Origin of the sequence: Raineyella sp., assembly GCF_034933565.1 — a bacterium.
Lineage (GTDB): Bacteria > Actinomycetota > Actinomycetes > Propionibacteriales > Propionibacteriaceae > Raineyella.
Genome location: NZ_JAYFNG010000019.1, coordinates 101,294 through 117,595, shown reverse-complemented (window position 1 = coordinate 117,595; position 16,302 = coordinate 101,294). Strand labels below are relative to the sequence as shown.

The window sequence follows — 16,302 nt, the reverse complement described above, 5'->3', positions numbered from 1 at the left end:
CTAGAACGGTGCCTCGCCGCGTGTCGCCCACGGGTTCGAGGGCGACAGCGGCAAGGCTCCCTCGGGCAGCGGGAGGCTCGCAACGACGTAGAGGTTCAAGATGTCGTCGCGGTCCATGAACATGATCTGACTGCGCTTGCTGGCGTCGAGAGCGTTGCCGAGCCAGTTGCGGGCGGCCTTGGTGATCTCCCCGCCCGCCACGATGAAGGCGTGGTCGACCAAGACCCGGCGGTTGGTCTCGGGATCGAAGATCTCGTGTGCCAGCATCATGAGCGCTTGATTGTGGATCTCGGCCATGTTGGCATTACCGGCCTTGGTGACGCCTGAGGCGTCGAGCTTGCCTTTCTTCGCCTGGATGCCAAAGTAGAGAATGTGCTGGGTCGGCAAGGTGTAGCGCATCCAGATGTCTTTGCCGTACTCCAGCGCCTTGTCCTTGTGGCCGGCTGCCGTGATGCGGTGGTAGCCAAGCTGCCTGAACAGCGGGAGCAGCACCTCCTCGATGAGATCATCCTCGCTGCACTGGTCGAGGTAGGCCGTCAAGAGCTGCCGCCGCTCCAGTTCGGCCTTGCTGAAGGGGCGGTGCGGATTGGCGGCAAGGACAGTGACGGTCTGGGTGCCGACGTGGCGGAGGTAGCAGTGGTTGTCTTCGCCGTAGAACGCCTCGAAACCTTCGCGGCCGAGTACCTCGTTGAGTTGTGCCAGCGCACGAGGACGGTCGGGGCCTTCGTTCAGCCGATCGGCTGGACTCATGAGTTGGTCGATGAGACGACAGAAGACCGCAGGAGGATGACCGGGGCCGTCGTGCGGTTCGGCCAGCATCTCCTCCAGAACGTCAGCAACCCAACGATGGCGAGTTGAGCCATCGTGCTGGTAGTCGGTGTCCAGCTCCTGGAAGAACTCAGTGATGTACATGCTGGAGCGATACGGGAAGTACCTGGCTTCGTCCTCGTTCGCGGGATCGTCACGGCCTACATTGCCGACGACGAGTTCGCCGAGGGATTCGAGATTGCGACGACGGAACTTCACAAGTCTATTGTCGCAGGGAGCGTCGACGGCCACCGGCCCCGTCGAGAGCATGCTCCGAGCGAACCGGCGTATGGCGACGGCATCACTTGGTGACCGAAGACGGGAGCGTCGGCCTTAACTACGCCGTCAAGCCTCGTGGCAGACGTCAGAGCAAGTCCTTCGTGTATGTCCACACCGTCATGCGGTGGATGCCGAACCGGCGCGAGATGGACACTACGCTTTCGCCGTTGGCTCGGGCAGTTCGGATTGCGTCCAGTTCCCTCGCCGTCAGGGGTGTTCTAGCTCGTCTCCTTGGGGTTCTGACCACCCCAAGCTCACACTCTGATGGCACCAACGGCGTGTCGCCAACGCCGAGCTTCGCCTGATTCCACGCGGAACGGAGCCTCTCGAACCGCTGCCAGGTGTTCGGTTTGAGTCCGGCCGCGTCCACCAGATTGAAGACAATTGAACTTTGCCCCGCATGATCGCAGGGCAAGGTTCTTTTCTTGTATGACCTGGCGAGGATCGTCGTGATCGCTCGGGGTGAGCTGCCCGTCGCCTTCGCATGGCGTGGCGCATTCAACTCGACGCTGGCGAAGAAGTCCTGGCCGTGAGCGCATTCGCCTCGTGACAAGAATTTGACGCACGCCCTGAACTGGAAATAAAGTGAAATTGGGCAAGTCTCGGGGCATTCCAGACGGGTCGATTCGACGAAGTATGCGGCCATCCGCCGCCATTCTCGTCCGTCAGCTCTCCCGCATACGTGCGAGTGTCGGATGCCGCCGGGTGCGTTGGTCGCCGGATGGACGGTTCACGTCGCGGCCATAGTTTGAGTCTCCGGCCCACACCTCAGCTTCGATTCGATTCGAAAGGAAAGGTGCCCTGGAGGCGCCGAACCGTACCATGACGAACCCCGACCAGTTCCCCCAGCAGCAGCCCCAACCAATAACTGTGGAGAAATGGGCTGCGAGCGTCCAGCAGACCAACGGCCGTGAGCCGACGATGAGCACCATGCCGCTCTTGCCGCTGGCCCAGTCCCAGGACCCCCGGGGGCCGTCTTCCGACCACCCGGCCCAGAACGCATGAGGACGGCCGGTCTGCGGAGCCTGAGCCTGGCACGCCACGGCTTCACCTCGCACCTGCCGCTGTGGTTCGCCGGTTCTCTCTTCCTGGCGGCGGTGATCGACGTCATCGCCGCGCTGACGAGCTTCGTCGCGCAGCCGGAGGACAACTATGGGGCGGCCTTCACGCTTGTCTCGGTGTTCATCAGGCCCGGCACCCTCACGGTCCTGCTGATCGTCGTGCTCATGCTCGCCTGGTGCTGGGGAGACTCCGCTGACGAGCGTGCACGTGCCACCTCGCCGACGCTCCGCACCAGCAGGAAGACCCCCGCGGCGACCATCGCCGGCTGGCTCGCCGTCGTCGGTGGCGGGCTCATGGCTGTGCTCGCCGTCTGGCTCGGCGCTCTGCTGATGATCGACGGCCGGAACTGGGCGCGCCAAGGCGGTCCGGAGGGCCTGGCACTCATCACGCTGCTCGTCCTGGGCCTGATCCTCGCTGAGCTGCTTCTTGTGCTGCTCCCGGTCTGGCTGGGCGTGCTCGTGCTGCGGCAGCGCACCCGGGCGCGCTATGCGCTCATCGTCTACGGTGTTCTCGCGTTCGTCGGGATCCAATTCTGGCCGCTGCTGGACCGGGAACCGCTGATCGGCTGGGTGACGGCAGCGATCCCCGCCCTGCTGATCTGGGCCGAGCTGCGCGAGCGCGGGCTGGCCGGGTCCGTCCGAGGGTGCTGGCGTGGTGTCGTGCTGCTGGTGATCGACATCCCGCTGACCGTGATCTTCGCCATCGCCGAGGTCGGCACCGGCAGGGCAGAGGACGCATTGGCCTTGGCCCTCGTGACGCTGTCGTTCACCTGCACCTACGTGATCATGCTGTGGCTTGCGATGTGGGCCGTGAGCCGAGACGACAACGCCCTCTGGGCGGGCCTGAACGCGTCGCTCGTGGTCGCCGCGCCGCTGCTGCTCTCCCTGCTCGGACTCGGGGCGACGCTGATCGAGGTCTTCGCTCAGCTGGGCGCAGCCTGAGCCGTCCCTACCGGTCCTGCCGACAGATGGAGCCGACGAACATGAACGACGACGACAAGCAGCCCAATGTGATCCGCCGCGTGCACTGGTCCGGGGGGGAGGGGGGAGCCACAGGGCGGTGTCAAGGCGTGGGCCGTGGACGCGAAAGCTCGTGGCCCTGCGCCGGGACCGATGTTGCGACACATTCGGCCAAGCGACAAGGACCACGAGCTTTCGCCTGCGGGGTGACGGGCGTCGGAGCCCTTGGTCAGGCCGCGACGGCCTCGCTGGGGGCGGGCGTGTCGGCGGTGACCGCGCGGCGGAGCGCGACGAAGAGGACGATCAGCCCGGCGGTGATGAGCATGTGGCCGACGCCTGCGATGCCGGCGATCATCTTGGTCGACTCCTGACCGAGCACGGTGAGGCTGCCGTGCCAGATCAGCATGCCGGCAGTGAGCACCACTCCGGCGTTGTAGAGCCAGAAGAACCAGTCGAACAGCTGCGGGCTGCGCGAGATCGTGAAGACCTTCTCGAGGACGAGCACGATCAGCAGCACGACGAAGCCGAGGATGAGCAGGTGCGTGTGGGCGAGGCCGAGCTGGGTGAACTTCCCTTCGGGGAATCCGTTGAGCTTGGTGAACTCGCGATAGAACAGGCCGGAGGCGATGCCGACGAGCATGTAGATGAAGGACGCGTTGAGCAGCTTCTTCATGTGAGTGATTCCTTTCGGGGGTGAGCTCGGGAAAATGGGCGGGCTCGTGGAACGGGGGAGTGCTGGAAATGCGGGATTGCGGGAAATAGGGGAGTGCGGGACAGGGAGCGGCGCAGCCGGGTCAGATCAGCCCGGTCTCCTGCGCGACGTGGATCGCGCGGGAGCGGCTGTCGACGTCGAGCTTGGTGAAGATGTGCGCCAGGTGACTCTTCACGGTGGCCTCGGTGACGAAGAGGGCGCGGGCGATCTCCTTGTTCGTCGAGCCCGTCGCCAGGAGCCGGAGCACCTCGATCTCGCGGTCGGTGAGCTTCGGCAGCGGGCTGTGCATGCCTCTGAGCACCCTCGAGGCGAGGTCGGGGGCGAGCACCACATCACCGGCGGCGGCGCGCAGGATGCCGTTGATGATGGCTTCCGGGTCGACGTCCTTGAGCAGGTAACCGGCGGCGCCCGCTTCGATCGCGCCGAGGATCTCTGCGTCGCGGTCGAAGGTGGTCAGGATGAGCACGGCCGGTGCGGGGTCGAGCTCGCGGAGTGCAGCGGTGGCCCGGATGCCGTCGATGCCGTCGCCGAGGCGCAGGTCGCACAGCACCACGTCCGGATGCAGATGTGCCGCCAGGGTGATCGCCTCCTCGCCGGTGGCGGCCTCGCCGATGACCTCCACCGTGCTTGCGGTGGCCAGCACGGCGCGCAGCCCGCTGCGGACCACGGGGTGGTCATCGACCAGTAGCACGCTGGTCGTCATGGCTGCTCCTGGGCCGGCCGGCTCTGGGCCGGGTCGGTGTGGATCGGGAGGTGGACAGACACCGCGGTGCCTTCGCCGGGAGCGCTCTCGATGTCGAGACCGCCGCCGAGCTCACGCAGGCGTGCCCGCATGAAGCGCAGGCCGTAGCTCGTGCCGGCGGTTTCGGTGTCCTGCTCCCAGGCGGTGAGGTCGAAGCCGGTGCCGTTGTCGATGATGTCGAGTCGTACGGAGTCGTCGGCGTCGATCAGGCTGGCGACGACGCGGGTCGCGCCGGAGTGGAGGCGTACGTTCGCGAGGGCCGACTGGGCGGTGCGCAGCAGCGCGACCTCGACCTCGGTCGGCAGGATCGGCAGCGTGTCGTCCACGTGCAGATCGACCTGGAGCCCGGTCTCGTCGTTGGCCCGGTCGAGCATCCGCTGGAGCGCTGCCGCCAGCGCGTCGTCCTCGAGCTCGGCGGGCGCGAGCGCGGCGACGATCCGGCGCACATCGGCGAGGCTGCCGCCGGCCAGCGCCTCCACCTGGGCGAGCGTACGGGCGGCGTCGGGGTCGTCGGTCCGGTTGCTCCCGGCGTGGGCGAGGAGCCGGATCGAGGACAGCGCCTGGGCGATCGTGTCGTGGATGTCGCGGGAGATCCGCGTACGTTCGGCGATCGCCCCGGAGTGGCGTTGCGCCAGGGCGAGTTCGTCCTGGAGCTCGGCCATCTCGCGCTGCGCCCTGGTGAGCCAGGCCACCAGGCGCTCCCGTTCGGCGGCGTCGCGCAGCAGCTGCAGGTAGCCGCGCGAGATGCCGAACGCGAAGACTCCGCCGATCAGCGGGCCGAACACGTTCGCGTAGCTCGTCGTGCCGTGGTGCAGGATCGGGGCGACGATCACCACCGCGAGCACCAGGCCGGAGAACAGCAGCCCCCACCTGACCCGCAGGAGGTGCCCGGCGAGCAGCCACAGCAGGAACGCGAGCCAGACGAACTCGTCGGAGACCGCGACGGCCACGATCCAGATCGCCGCGAAGCCGATCAGCCACCACACCGCGAGACGGCGCGAGTGGGTCCTGGCCGGCAGGATCGTGCCGGCGGTGTGCCAGGCGAGGATCGCGACTCCCGAGATGATCGCCGTCGGCAGCCCCACACCGTCACCGATGGCGCGGATCACACCGATCGAGGTCAGCACGACGGCGATCAGGTGCTGACCGATCTCCATCGCCCGCACGATCGGCCCGGCGGGCGCCACCGGTCCCACCGGTGGCGTCGCCCCCTCGGATGCCGTCGCCCCGGCGGGCACCGTCGATCCGGCCGGCGCCGACCCCGAGGGGTCAGCGCGCGTCAGCGGTATGTGTACGAAGCTCATGGCTCAATTCTCCTTGGCGGGCCCACAGCTTCCCGGGCCACCAGATGCGGTCGCCGAGGAGGCTGAAGATTGCCGGCACGATCACCGTACGCACCACCAGGGTGTCGACCAGCACCCCCACCCCGACGATCAGGCCCAGCTGGCCCAGGGTGACCAGCGGGAGCACGCCGAGCGCGGCGAAGACCGCGGCGAGCACGATGCCCGCGCTCGTGATCACGCTGCCGGTGTGCGCGACGGCCTCGACCATGCCCGCCCGGGTGCCGAGCCGACGGGCCTCGGTCCGGACCCGGTGGACCAGGAAGATCGTGTAGTCGATGCCCAGCGCGACCAGGAACAGGAACGCGAGGATCGGCACCTGCAGGTCGAGTGCCGGCTGACCGAACAGGACCCGGCTCAGCCAGGCCCCCGCCCCGATCGCGGCGACCGCACTGGTGAGGTTCACCGCGAGCAGCAGCACCGGCGCGACCAGCGAGCGCAGCAGGACGAGCAGCACCACGAAGCTCACCGCCAGCACCAGCGGCGCGACCAGCGCCAGGTCATGATCGTTGCCCGCCCGGGCATCCAGCTCGGTCGCCACCGCGCCACCCACCCGTGCCTCCGCACCCGCGATGGGGTGCACGGCGTCGCGCAGCTCGGTGATCTGGGCCAGGCTCGGCTCGGTGCCGGGGGAGTACTCGCTGGTCACCATGACCTTGGTCAACGCCCCGTCCGCGGTCCGCCCGGCCGGGTGGGCGCGTACGACACCCTCGACCCCGCTGGCGGCGGCCACCACCTGATCGGTCGCCGCGCTGTCGGTGATGATGAAGATCGGCTGGGCCTCGCCGGGCGGGAAGTGCGCCGAGAGCGTTTCGAGACCGGCTGCCGATTCGGACTGCACCCGGAACTTCGCCAGCTGGTCGAGCCCCACCGAGGTGCCGAACAGGCCGGTGGCCATCACCCCGAGCAGCGCGAGCCCCGCCAGCAGGCCCACCACCGGACGCTTCGCGACCCGGGACGCGACGGCGCGCCACGCCCGACCCTGCCCGCGCGACTCGCCCGGGCGAGGAACGAACGGCCAGAACACCTTCCGTCCGCACACGGCCAGGAACGGGGGCAGGACGAACAGCACCGCCGCCAGCGCGATCAGCAGACCGATCGCGGCCGGCACACCCAGGCCGCGGGTCATCGGGATCGTGGCGAAGGTGAGGGTCAGCAGGGCCAGCACCACGGTGACGTTCGACGCGAGGATCGCTGGCACCGCCTTGCGCCAGGCCGTGCTCAACGCCTGACGGTCGTCGTCGGTCCGCTGCAGCTCCTCGCGGTAGCGGGAGATCAGCAGCAGCGCATAGTTCGTGCCCGCACCGAACACGAGCACGCTGATGATGCCGGCGTCGAAGGAAAGGTTCCAGTACGACCCGGCCGCGGCCGTGACCCGGCCGGCGAGCCCATCGGCCAGCGCGACGACGATCAACGGGATCAGCCACAGCACCGGCGAACGATAGGTGACGATCAGCAGGATCGCGACGATCAGGATCGTCACCATCAGCAGGGTGAAGTCCGCGCCGTCGAACGCCGAGGCGACATCGGCCCCGAACGCCGGCCCGCCCGTCACCTGCAGCACCAGCCCGGCGGGGGTGTGCGCGGCGACCGCCGAGCGCAGCGACGTGATCATCGCCGCCGTCTCGGTGGTGTCGGCCCCCACGGTGATCGGGGTGATCAGGATCGCGGCCCGGCCGTCCTCGCTGGGGATCGGCCCGGAGGAGCCGGCACCGGCCCGCTCCTCGAGCGCCGGCAGGAGCCCCCTGAGGCCGTCGAGGTCACTCGGCGAGAGCTGACCGCCGTCCGTACGGGAGGCGACGACGAGCACCGACTGACGGTCCGCGTTCGGGAAGCGGTCCATCAGCTCGCTCACCTGGGTCGACTCCGCGCCGACCGGCGCCTGCCCGGCCCGGGCCGGGGCCTTCGCGCCGCCGAAGAGCCCGAACAGCGCCACCAGGACGATCATCGACACGCCGAGAGCGATCCACGCCCCGCGCCGGGAGGTCAACCGGTCGGAGAAGGGCGTACGCATGAGAGAAACTGCCATGCCCTCGACTCCACCAGGCTGGGCGGCGCCGATCATCACGAACGGGACTGAAACAAAGATCATCCGAAAGGTGTAATACCAGCTGGCCACGCGCCCTTCGGCGTGGGGCCGATGCGGCTGGGCGCGTCGACGCGAGGCGGACTCCGCGGCTCGGCATCGGCCCGAGCCGGATCCCGAGGGTGCGGCACGGGTCTTGATACTCAGGTGATGTGATGGTATCCATAAGTTCACGTACACCTCGGTGGGTCGATCCGACCGGTCGAGGTCGTCGAAAGGACGTGGGATGACCGATCACATCTGGCAACGGATCCGTGAAGAGGTGGCGCGTGACGCGGCGCAGGAGCCGACATTGGCCAGCTTCCTGCACTCCGTCGTGCTGGGGCACCCGGACCTCGAGTCGTCGCTGGCGCACATCCTGGCCAGCAAGCTGAACAGCACCACGCTCACCGAGCTCACCCTGTTCGACATGATCAAGGCCGCGCTGGATGCCGAGCCCGGCATCGGGGCCGCGGTCCGTGAGGACCTCGCCGCCGTCCTCTCGCGTGACCCGGCGACCCGGGGCTACTCCCAGCCGCTGCTGTACTTCAAGGGCTTCCACGCCCTGCAGGCGCACCGGATCGCCCACTGGTACTGGGTCCACGACCGCCAGGCGTTGGCGCTCTACCTGCAGAGCCGTACGTCGGAGGCCTTCGCGGTGGACATCCACCCCGGGGCCCGGATCGGCAAGGGCATCCTCTTCGACCATGCGACCAGCATCGTGATCGGCGAGACCGCGGTGATCGAGGACGACTTCTCGATGCTGCACGAGGTCACCCTGGGCGGCACCGGCAAGGTCGGCGGCGACCGCCACCCGAAGATCGGCCGCGGCGTGATGATCGGCGCCGGCGCCACGGTGCTCGGCAACATCAAGGTCGGCGAGGGCGCCAAGATCGGTGCGGGCAGCGTCGTGCTGTCCGACGTGCCGGCCTTCACCACCGTCGCCGGCGTGCCGGCCCGTCCGGTGAGCTACCCGGCCAACGCCCACCCCGCCCTCGACCTGGAGCATGAGCTGATCGAGTCGGAGCGCCGCGAGCGACAGAACGCCTGGGGCGCCGGACCGGCCTGAGCGGCGTCCGACGTGAGCGCGCCGTCCTGAGCGTGGCGCGGCCTGAGGCGGGCACCGGTCCCGGGCGTGCGTCGGCGCGGGTACGCGTCGGTGCAGAGCACGCGTGCGTCCGGAGTGCGTCCGTCCGGGTTGTCCGTCCTGGGGGCCGGGCCGGATCGCTAGTCTGAGGGCATGCCTGCCGTCGAACACCTGCCGTTGACCACGCCGCTGTGGGGCACGAGTCCCCGGACCTGTGGGCCGGTGGAGGACCGGGACTGTGACCTGCTGGTCATCGGGGCCGGCATCGTGGGGCTGACCGCGGCGCTCGCCGCCACCCGCGCGGGGGCCCGGGTCGTGGTGGTCGACGCCGACCGGATCGGCGCCGGCACCAGTGCGGCGACCCCCGGCGTCGCCTCGATCCTGCACGGCACCTCGTGCCAGGTGATCGAGGAGACCCACGGCAGCGAGGCCGTCGTGACGTACGTCGCCGAGCTCGAGCGGGCGCTGGCCTTCATCCGCCGGGAGGCCGCCGCCGGTGGCGTGCCGGCACTGGCGCTGCCCGGCCACGCCGCCGTCGAGGACGGCCACCGGGCCCACTACCTGCAGCGGGAGCGGTCCGCGATGCGCGCCGCCGGGATCAACCCCGAGGCCGAGGACGAGCCGGGCCTGCCGTTCCCGACCCGCCCGTCGCTCCGGATCGACGACGCGATCGCCCTGCAGCCGCGCCAGTACGCCGAGGCCCTCGGCCGCGCGGTCGTCGCCGAGGGCGGGCTGGTCCAGGAGGGCAGCAGACTGGGCAAGTTGGTCCCCGGCGCCCCGATCCGGGCACACTTCCGCAGCAGTGACGAGGCCGGGGTCGAGTCGACCGCGGTCGTCCGGGCCCGGGCGGTGCTGCTCGCCACCGGCGCCCCCGATCCCGATTTCGGCCTGGTCGGGCCCCGGCTGCTGCCCACCACCGTGCACGCCCTCGCCGGTCACGGCTACGACCTGCCCGGCGCCTACCGGGTGATCGACGACCCGGACCGGCCGTACGTGCTGCGGCCCGGGTTCCGCCCGGGCCAGGTGGTGGTCGCCGGCCGGGCCCACCTCACCGGGCGAGGGGACCGTACGGCCGCCGCGGAACTGGCCGCCTGGACGGCCGCACATCTGCCGGACCTGGAGCTCACCCACGCCTGGCAGTACGGCTGCTTCCGCAGCTACGACGGGCTGCCGCTGGTCGGCGAGGTCGGGCTGCGCAGCAACGGGATCCACGTCGCGACCGGCTTCGGCGACGACCACATGGCCGCCGCGACCGCCGGGGCGCTGCAGATCGCCGACCACGTGGTCGGGGCCAGCACCCGGCTGCCGTGGAGCCCGGTGCACCCGCGCGGGCGGGTCGGCCGGCAAGCGCGCAGCCTGGCCCTGGTCGGCGCGGCGCGGGTGCGCAACCGCTTCGTCCGGGAGTGACCCGGGTGCCGATTCGTCCGGGAGCGACCCGCGGATGACCCGGGTGCCGACCGGGCCGGTCAGACCCAGCTGGGGAACCACATCCGCGACCACCACTGCGACCAGGTCAGCAGGCCGTCGGTGTAGAGGGGCCAGAACCAGGCGAAGTTGAGGATCACCAGGGCGACGAACACCCCGGCGATCGTGGCCCCGACCACCCGGCGCCAGCCGCCGTCGGCGGGCCCGATGATCCGGCCCAGACACAGCGCCAGCGCGGTCACCGTGAACGGGACGATGCAGATCGCGTAGAAGAAGAACAGCGGTCGCTCGGTGTACTGGTACCAGGGCAGCCACATCGACAGCGCGCCGACCACCGGCACTGCGAACCGCTGGTCGCGCAGGCCGATCCACAGCACGATCGCCGCCGCCAGCGCCGCCGCGGCCCCCCACCACAGCAGCGGGGTGCCCAGCGTCGTCATCACCCGGATGCAGTTCTCCGCGCTGTTCGCCGGGCAGCCGTCGGTGCCCGGGGCGATGCCGTTCACCGCGTCGAGCCCGAGCGGCCGGGCCAGGATCAGCCAGCCCCACGGCCCTGATGCGTACGGGTGGGTCGCGTGGTTGATGTAGGAGCCGGTGTGGAACTGGTAGATCTCCCGGTGGAACGCGATCAGCGAGGCGAGGCCGTGCGGCAGGGCCCGGGCCAGCGGCGCATCAGGGTTCTGCACGGCCCACTGCCGGTCCCAGCCGCCGGTGCTGGTCAGCCAGGGGATCCAGGTGGCCAGGTAGGCCGCCAGCGCCACCGGCACCAGCTGGACGAACGCCGGCACCCCGTCCCGCAGCAGACCCGGCAGGGCGGGCCGGCGGGCCCCGGCCAGCCGGCGGGCGCCGATGTCCCAGGCCAACGACAGCACCCCGAACGCGGCCAACGCGTAGACGGTGTTCCACTTCGTCGCGATCGAGCAGCCGAACAGCACCGCGGCCGCCAGCCGCCACGGCCGCCACCACAGCCGCGGCCCGTACGCTCCGCCCAGGTCGGCCGCCCCGGCCGCCTCCAGATGCGCCGCCAGCCGGGACCGCATCGCGTCCCGGTCCCGCACCAGGCATGCCACCGCGGCCACCAGGAAGGTCGCCTGGAAGATGTCGAGCAGCGCGAGCCGGCTCATCGTGAACGCGAGCCCGTCGACGCTGAGCAGGATGCCGGCGATGCCGGCGACCAGGTTCGATCGGGACAGTCGGCGGGTGAGCAGCATCGTCGCGGCCACCAGCAGGGTGCCGAACACCACCGCCATGAACCGCCAGCCGAAGGAGTTCATCCCGAACATCGCCTCGCCCAGCCCGATCAGCAGTTTGCCCATCGGCGGGTGCACGACGAACTCCGCCGAGGTGCCCATCTGGTCGAGCGCCCCGTGGACGATCAGGTCGTTGGCGTTGTCGGCCCAGGTCCGCTCGTAGCCGTACCGGAGCACCGACCAGGCGTCCTTGGCGTAGTACGTCTCGTCGAAGACCAGCTTGTTCGGGTAGCCGAGGTTCCAGATCCGCAGCAGGAAGGCGACCAGCGAGACGATACCGACCAGTGCCCAGCCGCGCCGGGCGTCCGGCATCGGGGGACGGAGCCGTTCGACCACCGTCCGCGCGTCCGGCCGCCGGTCGTGACGCCTGCGCGCGGCGGGCGGGGTGGCAGACTCGGCCTCGGGCAGTGGATCGGGTGGCAGACTCACGCCGCCATCGTACGGAGCCACCGGCAAGGAGAGATCAGAGTGCAGGCTGCAGCGACGCCCGGCGAAGGGCTACTGGTGCTCGCAGGAGCCCCGATCGGAGACATCGATGCGGTCTCCCCGGCCCTGCGGACCGCGCTGTCGCAGGCCGACGTCATCGCCGCCGAGGACACCCGCCGGTTCCTCGACCTGCTGCGGCGGATGGGGCTCGAAGTGGCCGGGCGTGTCGTCTCCTTCTTCGAGGGCAACGAGGCGTTCCGTACGCCCGGGCTGGTGCAGGAGCTGCGCGACGGCCACCGCGTGGTGGTGGTGACCGACGCGGGCATGCCGTCGGTCTCCGATCCGGGCTACCGGCTGGTCCGGGCCGCCGTCGAGGCGGGCATCCGGGTGACCGCCGTGCCCGGCCCGTCGGCGGTGCTCACCGCGCTGGCCGTGTCCGGGCTGCCGGTGGACCGGTTCTGCTTCGAGGGCTTCCTGCCGCGCAAGTCGGGGGAGCGCCGCCGCCGGTTCACCGATCTCGCCGACGAGCGGCGCACCATGGTGTTCTTCGAGGCGCCGCACCGGCTGGCCGACTTCCTCACCGATGCCGCCGCGGTGCTCGGCGCGGACCGTCCGGCGGCGGTCTGCCGGGAGCTCACCAAGACGTACGAGGAGGTCGTCCGCGGGCCGCTGGCCGAGCTGGCCGACTGGGCCGCGACGGGGGCCCGTGGGGAGATCACCGTGGTCGTCCAGGGGGCGGCTGAGCCGGTCGTCGACGAGGGGGCGGCGGTCGCCCGGGTGCGGCAGCTGCACGAGGGCGGGCTGCGGCTCAAGGAGGCCGCCAAGCAGGTGGCCGCCCAGACCGGTCTGGGCAGCAACGACCTCTACCGGGCCGCCCTCGACACGGACGCCTGAGACGCTTCCGCCCCGAGTCGCCCGTGGCGCCCCTGACCCTGCTGGCTGAGGAACGTCCGACCCCATTGCCGGTGGCGCTGCTGACGCCACCGTCCGAGGTGCTCCCGATCCCACTGCTGCCGGGGGCGCTGACGCCGCGACACGGGAGGGCCGTAGGATGCGGCCCGTGAAGGACACCCCTGCACCGATGCCCGAGGCGCTGCCCGCGCCGGTCACCGATTCCCACACCCACCTGGACACGACCGCGGAGTACACCGGCCTCGCCGTGGACGACCTGCTGCAGCGCGCTGGCTCGGTCGGCGTCACGCGCACCGTCCAGGTCGGCTGCGACGTCGAGAGCTCCCGGTGGGCGCTCGAGCTGGCCGCCCGGGAGCCGTCGGTGGTCGCCACCGTCGCCCTCCACCCCAATGACGCCGCCCGCCTCGCCGAGCGGGCCGGGCGGGCCGGCCTCGACGAGGCGCTGCGCGAGATCGAGACGCTGGCCGGTGATCCGCGTCCGGACGTCGTCCGGGCCGTGGGGGAGACCGGCCTGGACTACTACCGCACCTCGGAGGGACGCGGCCGCAGCGCCCAGCGCGAGGCGTTCGCCGCGCACCTGGCCATCGCCGCCCGGCACGGCCGTACGGTCGTGGTGCACGACCGCGACGCCCACCGGCCGATCGTGGAGATCCTCGACGCCGAGGGCGTGCCCGACCGGCTCGTCATGCACTGCTTCTCCGGCGATGCCGCCGACGCCCGGATGTTCCTCGACCGGGGCGCCTGGCTGTCCTTCCCCGGCACGGTGACGTTCCCGGCCAACGAGGCGTTGCGGGAGGCGTTCGACGTGGCGCCGCTGGACCGGGTGCTGGTGGAGAGCGACGCGCCCTTCCTCACTCCCGTGCCGCGGCGCGGCTGGCCCAACGCCAGCTACCTCGTCCCGCACACCGTCCGGTTCCTGGCCGAGCGGCGCGGGATCGCGATCGCCGAGCTGTGTGCCGTCCTGGTGCAGAACACCCACGATGCCTTCGGTGGCTCCTGGCCGGCCCGGAGCGCCGGCCCCGACCCCGCCCGCTGACCTCACCATGCCTGCTGACAAGGGGAAACACGCCATGACGGAACGCGGTCGCCGAGCTGCGCAGGGACCCGCCCGACGGTCCGCGGCGGCGCCGCGCCGATCGGCCGATTTGATCACGAACAGGTTGCGACGTTATCGTTCCGTGACGTTGCAGGAATTGGGCGCGCATCGCCCGACAGTCGAGCGGGAGAACCCCTTCGTGAAGAAGAAGACCATCGCCTTCATCGCCACCGGCACCGTGCTGACGCTCGGACTCGGGACGGTGGGTGTCAACGAGGCCCTCGCCAAGACCGTCACGGTGTCCCTGGACGGGACGCCCACCCAGTTCCGGACGTACGCCGGCACCGTCGGGCAGGCGCTGTCCACCAAGGGCATCACACTCAGCGAGCATGACGTCGTCGCCCCGTCCGCCGACTCCACCCTCGCCGAGGGCGAGCAGATCTCGGTCCAGTACGCCCGTCCGGTCACCGTCACCATCGACGGCCAGGCGCGCACCATCTGGACCACCGCCACCTCGGTCGACCAGGTGCTCGGGATGCTGCAGCTGGCCGACGCCAACACGCTCGTCTCGACCAGCCGGTCCAGCGGCATCGGCCGCGAGGGCCTGTCGTTCAGCGTCGAGACGCCCAAGAAGGTCCAGCTCGATGTCGACGGCAGGTCCCAGGAGGTCATCTCGACCACCCGGACCGTCGACGACCTGCTCAAGGAGCAGAAGGTCTCCCTCGCCGACGGGGACAAGGTCGATCCCGGTCTCACCACCGTGCTGACCGACGGCCTGAAGGTCGCCATCACTCGCGCCCCGAAGCCGGAGCCGGTCGCGGCACCCAAGCCGGCCCCGAAGCCGACCACGTCGTCGAGCACGACGACCAGCACGGCCAAGAAGGCCACCACCAGCACCACGAAGTCGTCCGGCTCCAGCTCCAGCAGCAGCTCGGCGCCGGCGGGTGTCTGGGACCAGATCGCCCAGTGCGAGTCGGGCGGCAACTGGGCGATCAACACCGGCAACGGCTACTACGGCGGCCTGCAGTTCAACCTGTCCACCTGGCGTGCGTACGGCGGTTCGGGCCTGCCGAGCTCGGCCAGCAAGGCCGAGCAGATCGCCATCGCCACCAAGGTGCAGGCCGCCCAGGGCTGGGGTGCCTGGCCCGCCTGCACCTCGAAGCTCGGCCTGCGCTGATCCGGCTCCCGGCACCGGAACCGTCACGGCGCTCCGCCGGCCGGCTGCGCTGATAACGTACGGACCCGTGGGAGCACCCGAGGAGAACACGACGCAGCGCGACGAGGCGGCGTCGCCGAGCGGGCCGGCCCTGCTGGATCCCAGCACGGTGCGGGCGCTGGCCGCCGAACTGGAGCTGCGCCCGACCAAGACCCGCGGGCAGAACTTCGTCACCGACGCCAACACCGTCCGCCGGATCGTCGCCCTCGCCGGGCTCGGGCCGGACGACCGGGTCGTCGAGGTCGGGCCCGGTCTGGGGTCGCTGACCCTCGGACTGCTCGAGGTCGCCGGATCCGTCACCGCGATCGAGATCGACGAACTGCTCGCCGGCCGGCTGCCACGGACCGTGGCGGAGCGGGCACCGGGGCAGGCCGACCGCTTCACCCTCGTCGTCGGCGACGCGCTGGCGGTGACCGAGCTTCCCGGTGCCCCCGCCACCGCACTGGTCGCCAATCTGCCGTACAACGTCTCCGTGCCGGTGATCCTGCACCTGCTGGCGCTGTTCCCCTCGATCGAGCACGGTCTGGTGATGGTGCAGTCCGAGGTCGCCGACCGGCTCGTCGCCGGGCCGGGGTCGCGGACGTACGGCGTGCCCAGCGCCAAAGTCGCCTGGTACGCCGAGGCGACCCGGGTCGGCAACGTGCCGCCGACGGTGTTCTGGCCGGTGCCGAACGTCGATTCCGGGCTGGTGCGGATCACCCGCCGGCCCGCCCCGCCGACCACTGCCACCCGCGAACAGGTGTTCGCCGTCATCGACGCCGCTTTCGGCCAGCGCCGCAAGATGCTGCGTTCGGCGCTGGCCGGTGTCTTCGGCTCGTCGGCCGCCGCGAGCCAGGCCCTGGTGGCGGCCGGGATCGATCCCACCTCGCGCGGGGAGACCCTCACCGTGGCCGACTTCGCCGCCATCGCCGAGCAGGTGCCCCGTGACTGAGCGGCCAGTGACCGAGCGCCCGATGACCGGGCCGTCCGGCGCGGGGATGCCGG

Annotated in this window: 15 protein-coding genes; 8 read left to right on the top strand and 7 right to left on the bottom strand. The window is 70.6% G+C overall.

Annotated features, from left to right (window positions below):
• Together VB059_RS06625 and VB059_RS06620 are read right to left on the bottom strand one after the other, a co-directional pair.
• On the bottom strand, window positions 1–1,026 hold the full coding sequence (locus VB059_RS06625) for a hypothetical protein (RefSeq protein WP_323421229.1): 1,026 nt from the start codon (window positions 1,024–1,026) through the stop codon (window positions 1–3).
• Window positions 1,027–1,171: 145 nt separating this feature from the next.
• Window positions 1,172–1,732 (bottom strand): hypothetical protein, encoded by a 561-nt coding sequence (locus tag VB059_RS06620; RefSeq protein WP_323421228.1) that lies wholly within the window; start codon window positions 1,730–1,732, stop codon window positions 1,172–1,174.
• A gap of 176 nt (window positions 1,733–1,908) precedes the next feature.
• Between VB059_RS06620 and VB059_RS06615 the strand changes: the two genes are divergently transcribed.
• The gene (locus VB059_RS06615; protein WP_323421227.1) at window positions 1,909–2,091 is read left to right on the top strand and encodes a hypothetical protein; all 183 of its coding nucleotides are present in this window, start codon (window positions 1,909–1,911) and stop codon (window positions 2,089–2,091) included.
• A 92-nt stretch (window positions 2,092–2,183) separates the two neighbouring features.
• Window positions 2,184–3,089: a hypothetical protein gene (locus tag VB059_RS06610; RefSeq protein ID WP_323421226.1), complete on the top strand. Its 906-nt coding sequence runs from the start codon at window positions 2,184–2,186 to the stop codon at window positions 3,087–3,089.
• Between the two features lie 247 nt (window positions 3,090–3,336).
• Here VB059_RS06610 and VB059_RS06605 read toward each other — a convergent pair whose 3' ends face one another.
• From VB059_RS06605 to VB059_RS06590, 4 genes are all read right to left on the bottom strand, one after another.
• Complete coding sequence (locus VB059_RS06605; RefSeq protein ID WP_323421225.1) at window positions 3,337–3,780, bottom strand: DUF2871 domain-containing protein; 444 nt, start codon at window positions 3,778–3,780, stop codon at window positions 3,337–3,339.
• Window positions 3,781–3,901: 121 nt separating this feature from the next.
• Window positions 3,902–4,522 (bottom strand): response regulator transcription factor, encoded by a 621-nt coding sequence (locus VB059_RS06600; RefSeq protein WP_323421224.1) that lies wholly within the window; start codon window positions 4,520–4,522, stop codon window positions 3,902–3,904.
• The gene (locus VB059_RS06595) at window positions 4,519–5,865 is read right to left on the bottom strand and encodes a sensor histidine kinase (RefSeq protein WP_323421223.1); all 1,347 of its coding nucleotides are present in this window, start codon (window positions 5,863–5,865) and stop codon (window positions 4,519–4,521) included. Before VB059_RS06595 ends, VB059_RS06600 begins: the two co-directional genes overlap by 4 nt.
• Window positions 5,831–7,930: an MMPL family transporter gene (locus VB059_RS06590; protein WP_323421222.1), complete on the bottom strand. Its 2,100-nt coding sequence runs from the start codon at window positions 7,928–7,930 to the stop codon at window positions 5,831–5,833. The genes VB059_RS06595 and VB059_RS06590 overlap by 35 nt, the downstream gene beginning before the upstream one ends.
• A 283-nt stretch (window positions 7,931–8,213) precedes the next feature.
• Between VB059_RS06590 and cysE the strand changes: the two genes are divergently transcribed.
• Together cysE and VB059_RS06580 are read left to right on the top strand one after the other, a co-directional pair.
• Complete coding sequence (cysE, locus tag VB059_RS06585; protein ID WP_323421221.1) at window positions 8,214–9,035, top strand: serine O-acetyltransferase; 822 nt, start codon at window positions 8,214–8,216, stop codon at window positions 9,033–9,035.
• Window positions 9,036–9,206: 171 nt separating this feature from the next.
• Complete coding sequence (locus VB059_RS06580; RefSeq protein ID WP_323421220.1) at window positions 9,207–10,460, top strand: FAD-binding oxidoreductase; 1,254 nt, start codon at window positions 9,207–9,209, stop codon at window positions 10,458–10,460.
• A 59-nt stretch (window positions 10,461–10,519) separates the two neighbouring features.
• Here the strand turns inward: VB059_RS06580 and VB059_RS06575 are convergent, their stop codons facing one another.
• A complete protein-coding gene (locus tag VB059_RS06575) occupies window positions 10,520–12,040 on the bottom strand; it encodes a dolichyl-phosphate-mannose--protein mannosyltransferase (protein ID WP_323421291.1) in 1,521 nt (506 codons plus the stop codon).
• Window positions 12,041–12,196: 156 nt separating this feature from the next.
• On the opposite strand from VB059_RS06575, the gene rsmI reads away from it, so the two are divergent.
• The 4 genes from rsmI (at window position 12,197) to rsmA (ending at window position 16,249) form a co-directional block, all read left to right on the top strand.
• Window positions 12,197–13,048, top strand: a complete 852-nt coding sequence (gene rsmI / locus VB059_RS06570; protein WP_323421219.1) for a 16S rRNA (cytidine(1402)-2'-O)-methyltransferase — start codon at window positions 12,197–12,199, stop codon at window positions 13,046–13,048.
• A 157-nt stretch (window positions 13,049–13,205) separates the two neighbouring features.
• On the top strand, window positions 13,206–14,102 hold the full coding sequence (locus tag VB059_RS06565) for a TatD family hydrolase (RefSeq protein ID WP_323421218.1): 897 nt from the start codon (window positions 13,206–13,208) through the stop codon (window positions 14,100–14,102).
• Between the two features lie 199 nt (window positions 14,103–14,301).
• Window positions 14,302–15,279, top strand: a complete 978-nt coding sequence (locus VB059_RS06560; protein WP_323421217.1) for a ubiquitin-like domain-containing protein — start codon at window positions 14,302–14,304, stop codon at window positions 15,277–15,279.
• A 130-nt stretch (window positions 15,280–15,409) separates the two neighbouring features.
• Window positions 15,410–16,249 carry a 16S rRNA (adenine(1518)-N(6)/adenine(1519)-N(6))-dimethyltransferase RsmA gene (gene rsmA / locus VB059_RS06555; protein ID WP_323421290.1) on the top strand — a complete coding sequence of 280 codons (840 nt, stop codon included), beginning with the start codon at window positions 15,410–15,412 and terminating at the stop codon, window positions 16,247–16,249.
• Window positions 16,250–16,302: the final 53 nt, after the last annotated feature.

What these genes read in the sequence shown, in the direction of transcription:
- VB059_RS06565 (WP_323421218.1), top strand. Translation starts at nt 13,206, where the DNA reads ATGCGGCCCGTGAAGGACACCCCTGCACCGATGCCCGAGGCGCTGCCC.
- VB059_RS06575 (WP_323421291.1), bottom strand. Translation starts at nt 12,040, where the DNA reads ATGCCGGACGCCCGGCGCGGCTGGGCACTGGTCGGTATCGTCTCGCTG.
- VB059_RS06590 (WP_323421222.1), bottom strand. Translation starts at nt 7,930, where the DNA reads ATGGCAGTTTCTCTCATGCGTACGCCCTTCTCCGACCGGTTGACCTCC.
- VB059_RS06595 (WP_323421223.1), bottom strand. Translation starts at nt 5,865, where the DNA reads ATGAGCTTCGTACACATACCGCTGACGCGCGCTGACCCCTCGGGGTCG.
- VB059_RS06620 (WP_323421228.1), bottom strand. Translation starts at nt 1,732, where the DNA reads ATGGCCGCATACTTCGTCGAATCGACCCGTCTGGAATGCCCCGAGACT.
- VB059_RS06615 (WP_323421227.1), top strand. Translation starts at nt 1,909, where the DNA reads ATGACGAACCCCGACCAGTTCCCCCAGCAGCAGCCCCAACCAATAACT.
- VB059_RS06605 (WP_323421225.1), bottom strand. Translation starts at nt 3,780, where the DNA reads ATGAAGAAGCTGCTCAACGCGTCCTTCATCTACATGCTCGTCGGCATC.
- cysE (WP_323421221.1), top strand. Translation starts at nt 8,214, where the DNA reads ATGACCGATCACATCTGGCAACGGATCCGTGAAGAGGTGGCGCGTGAC.
- VB059_RS06580 (WP_323421220.1), top strand. Translation starts at nt 9,207, where the DNA reads ATGCCTGCCGTCGAACACCTGCCGTTGACCACGCCGCTGTGGGGCACG.
- VB059_RS06600 (WP_323421224.1), bottom strand. Translation starts at nt 4,522, where the DNA reads ATGACGACCAGCGTGCTACTGGTCGATGACCACCCCGTGGTCCGCAGC.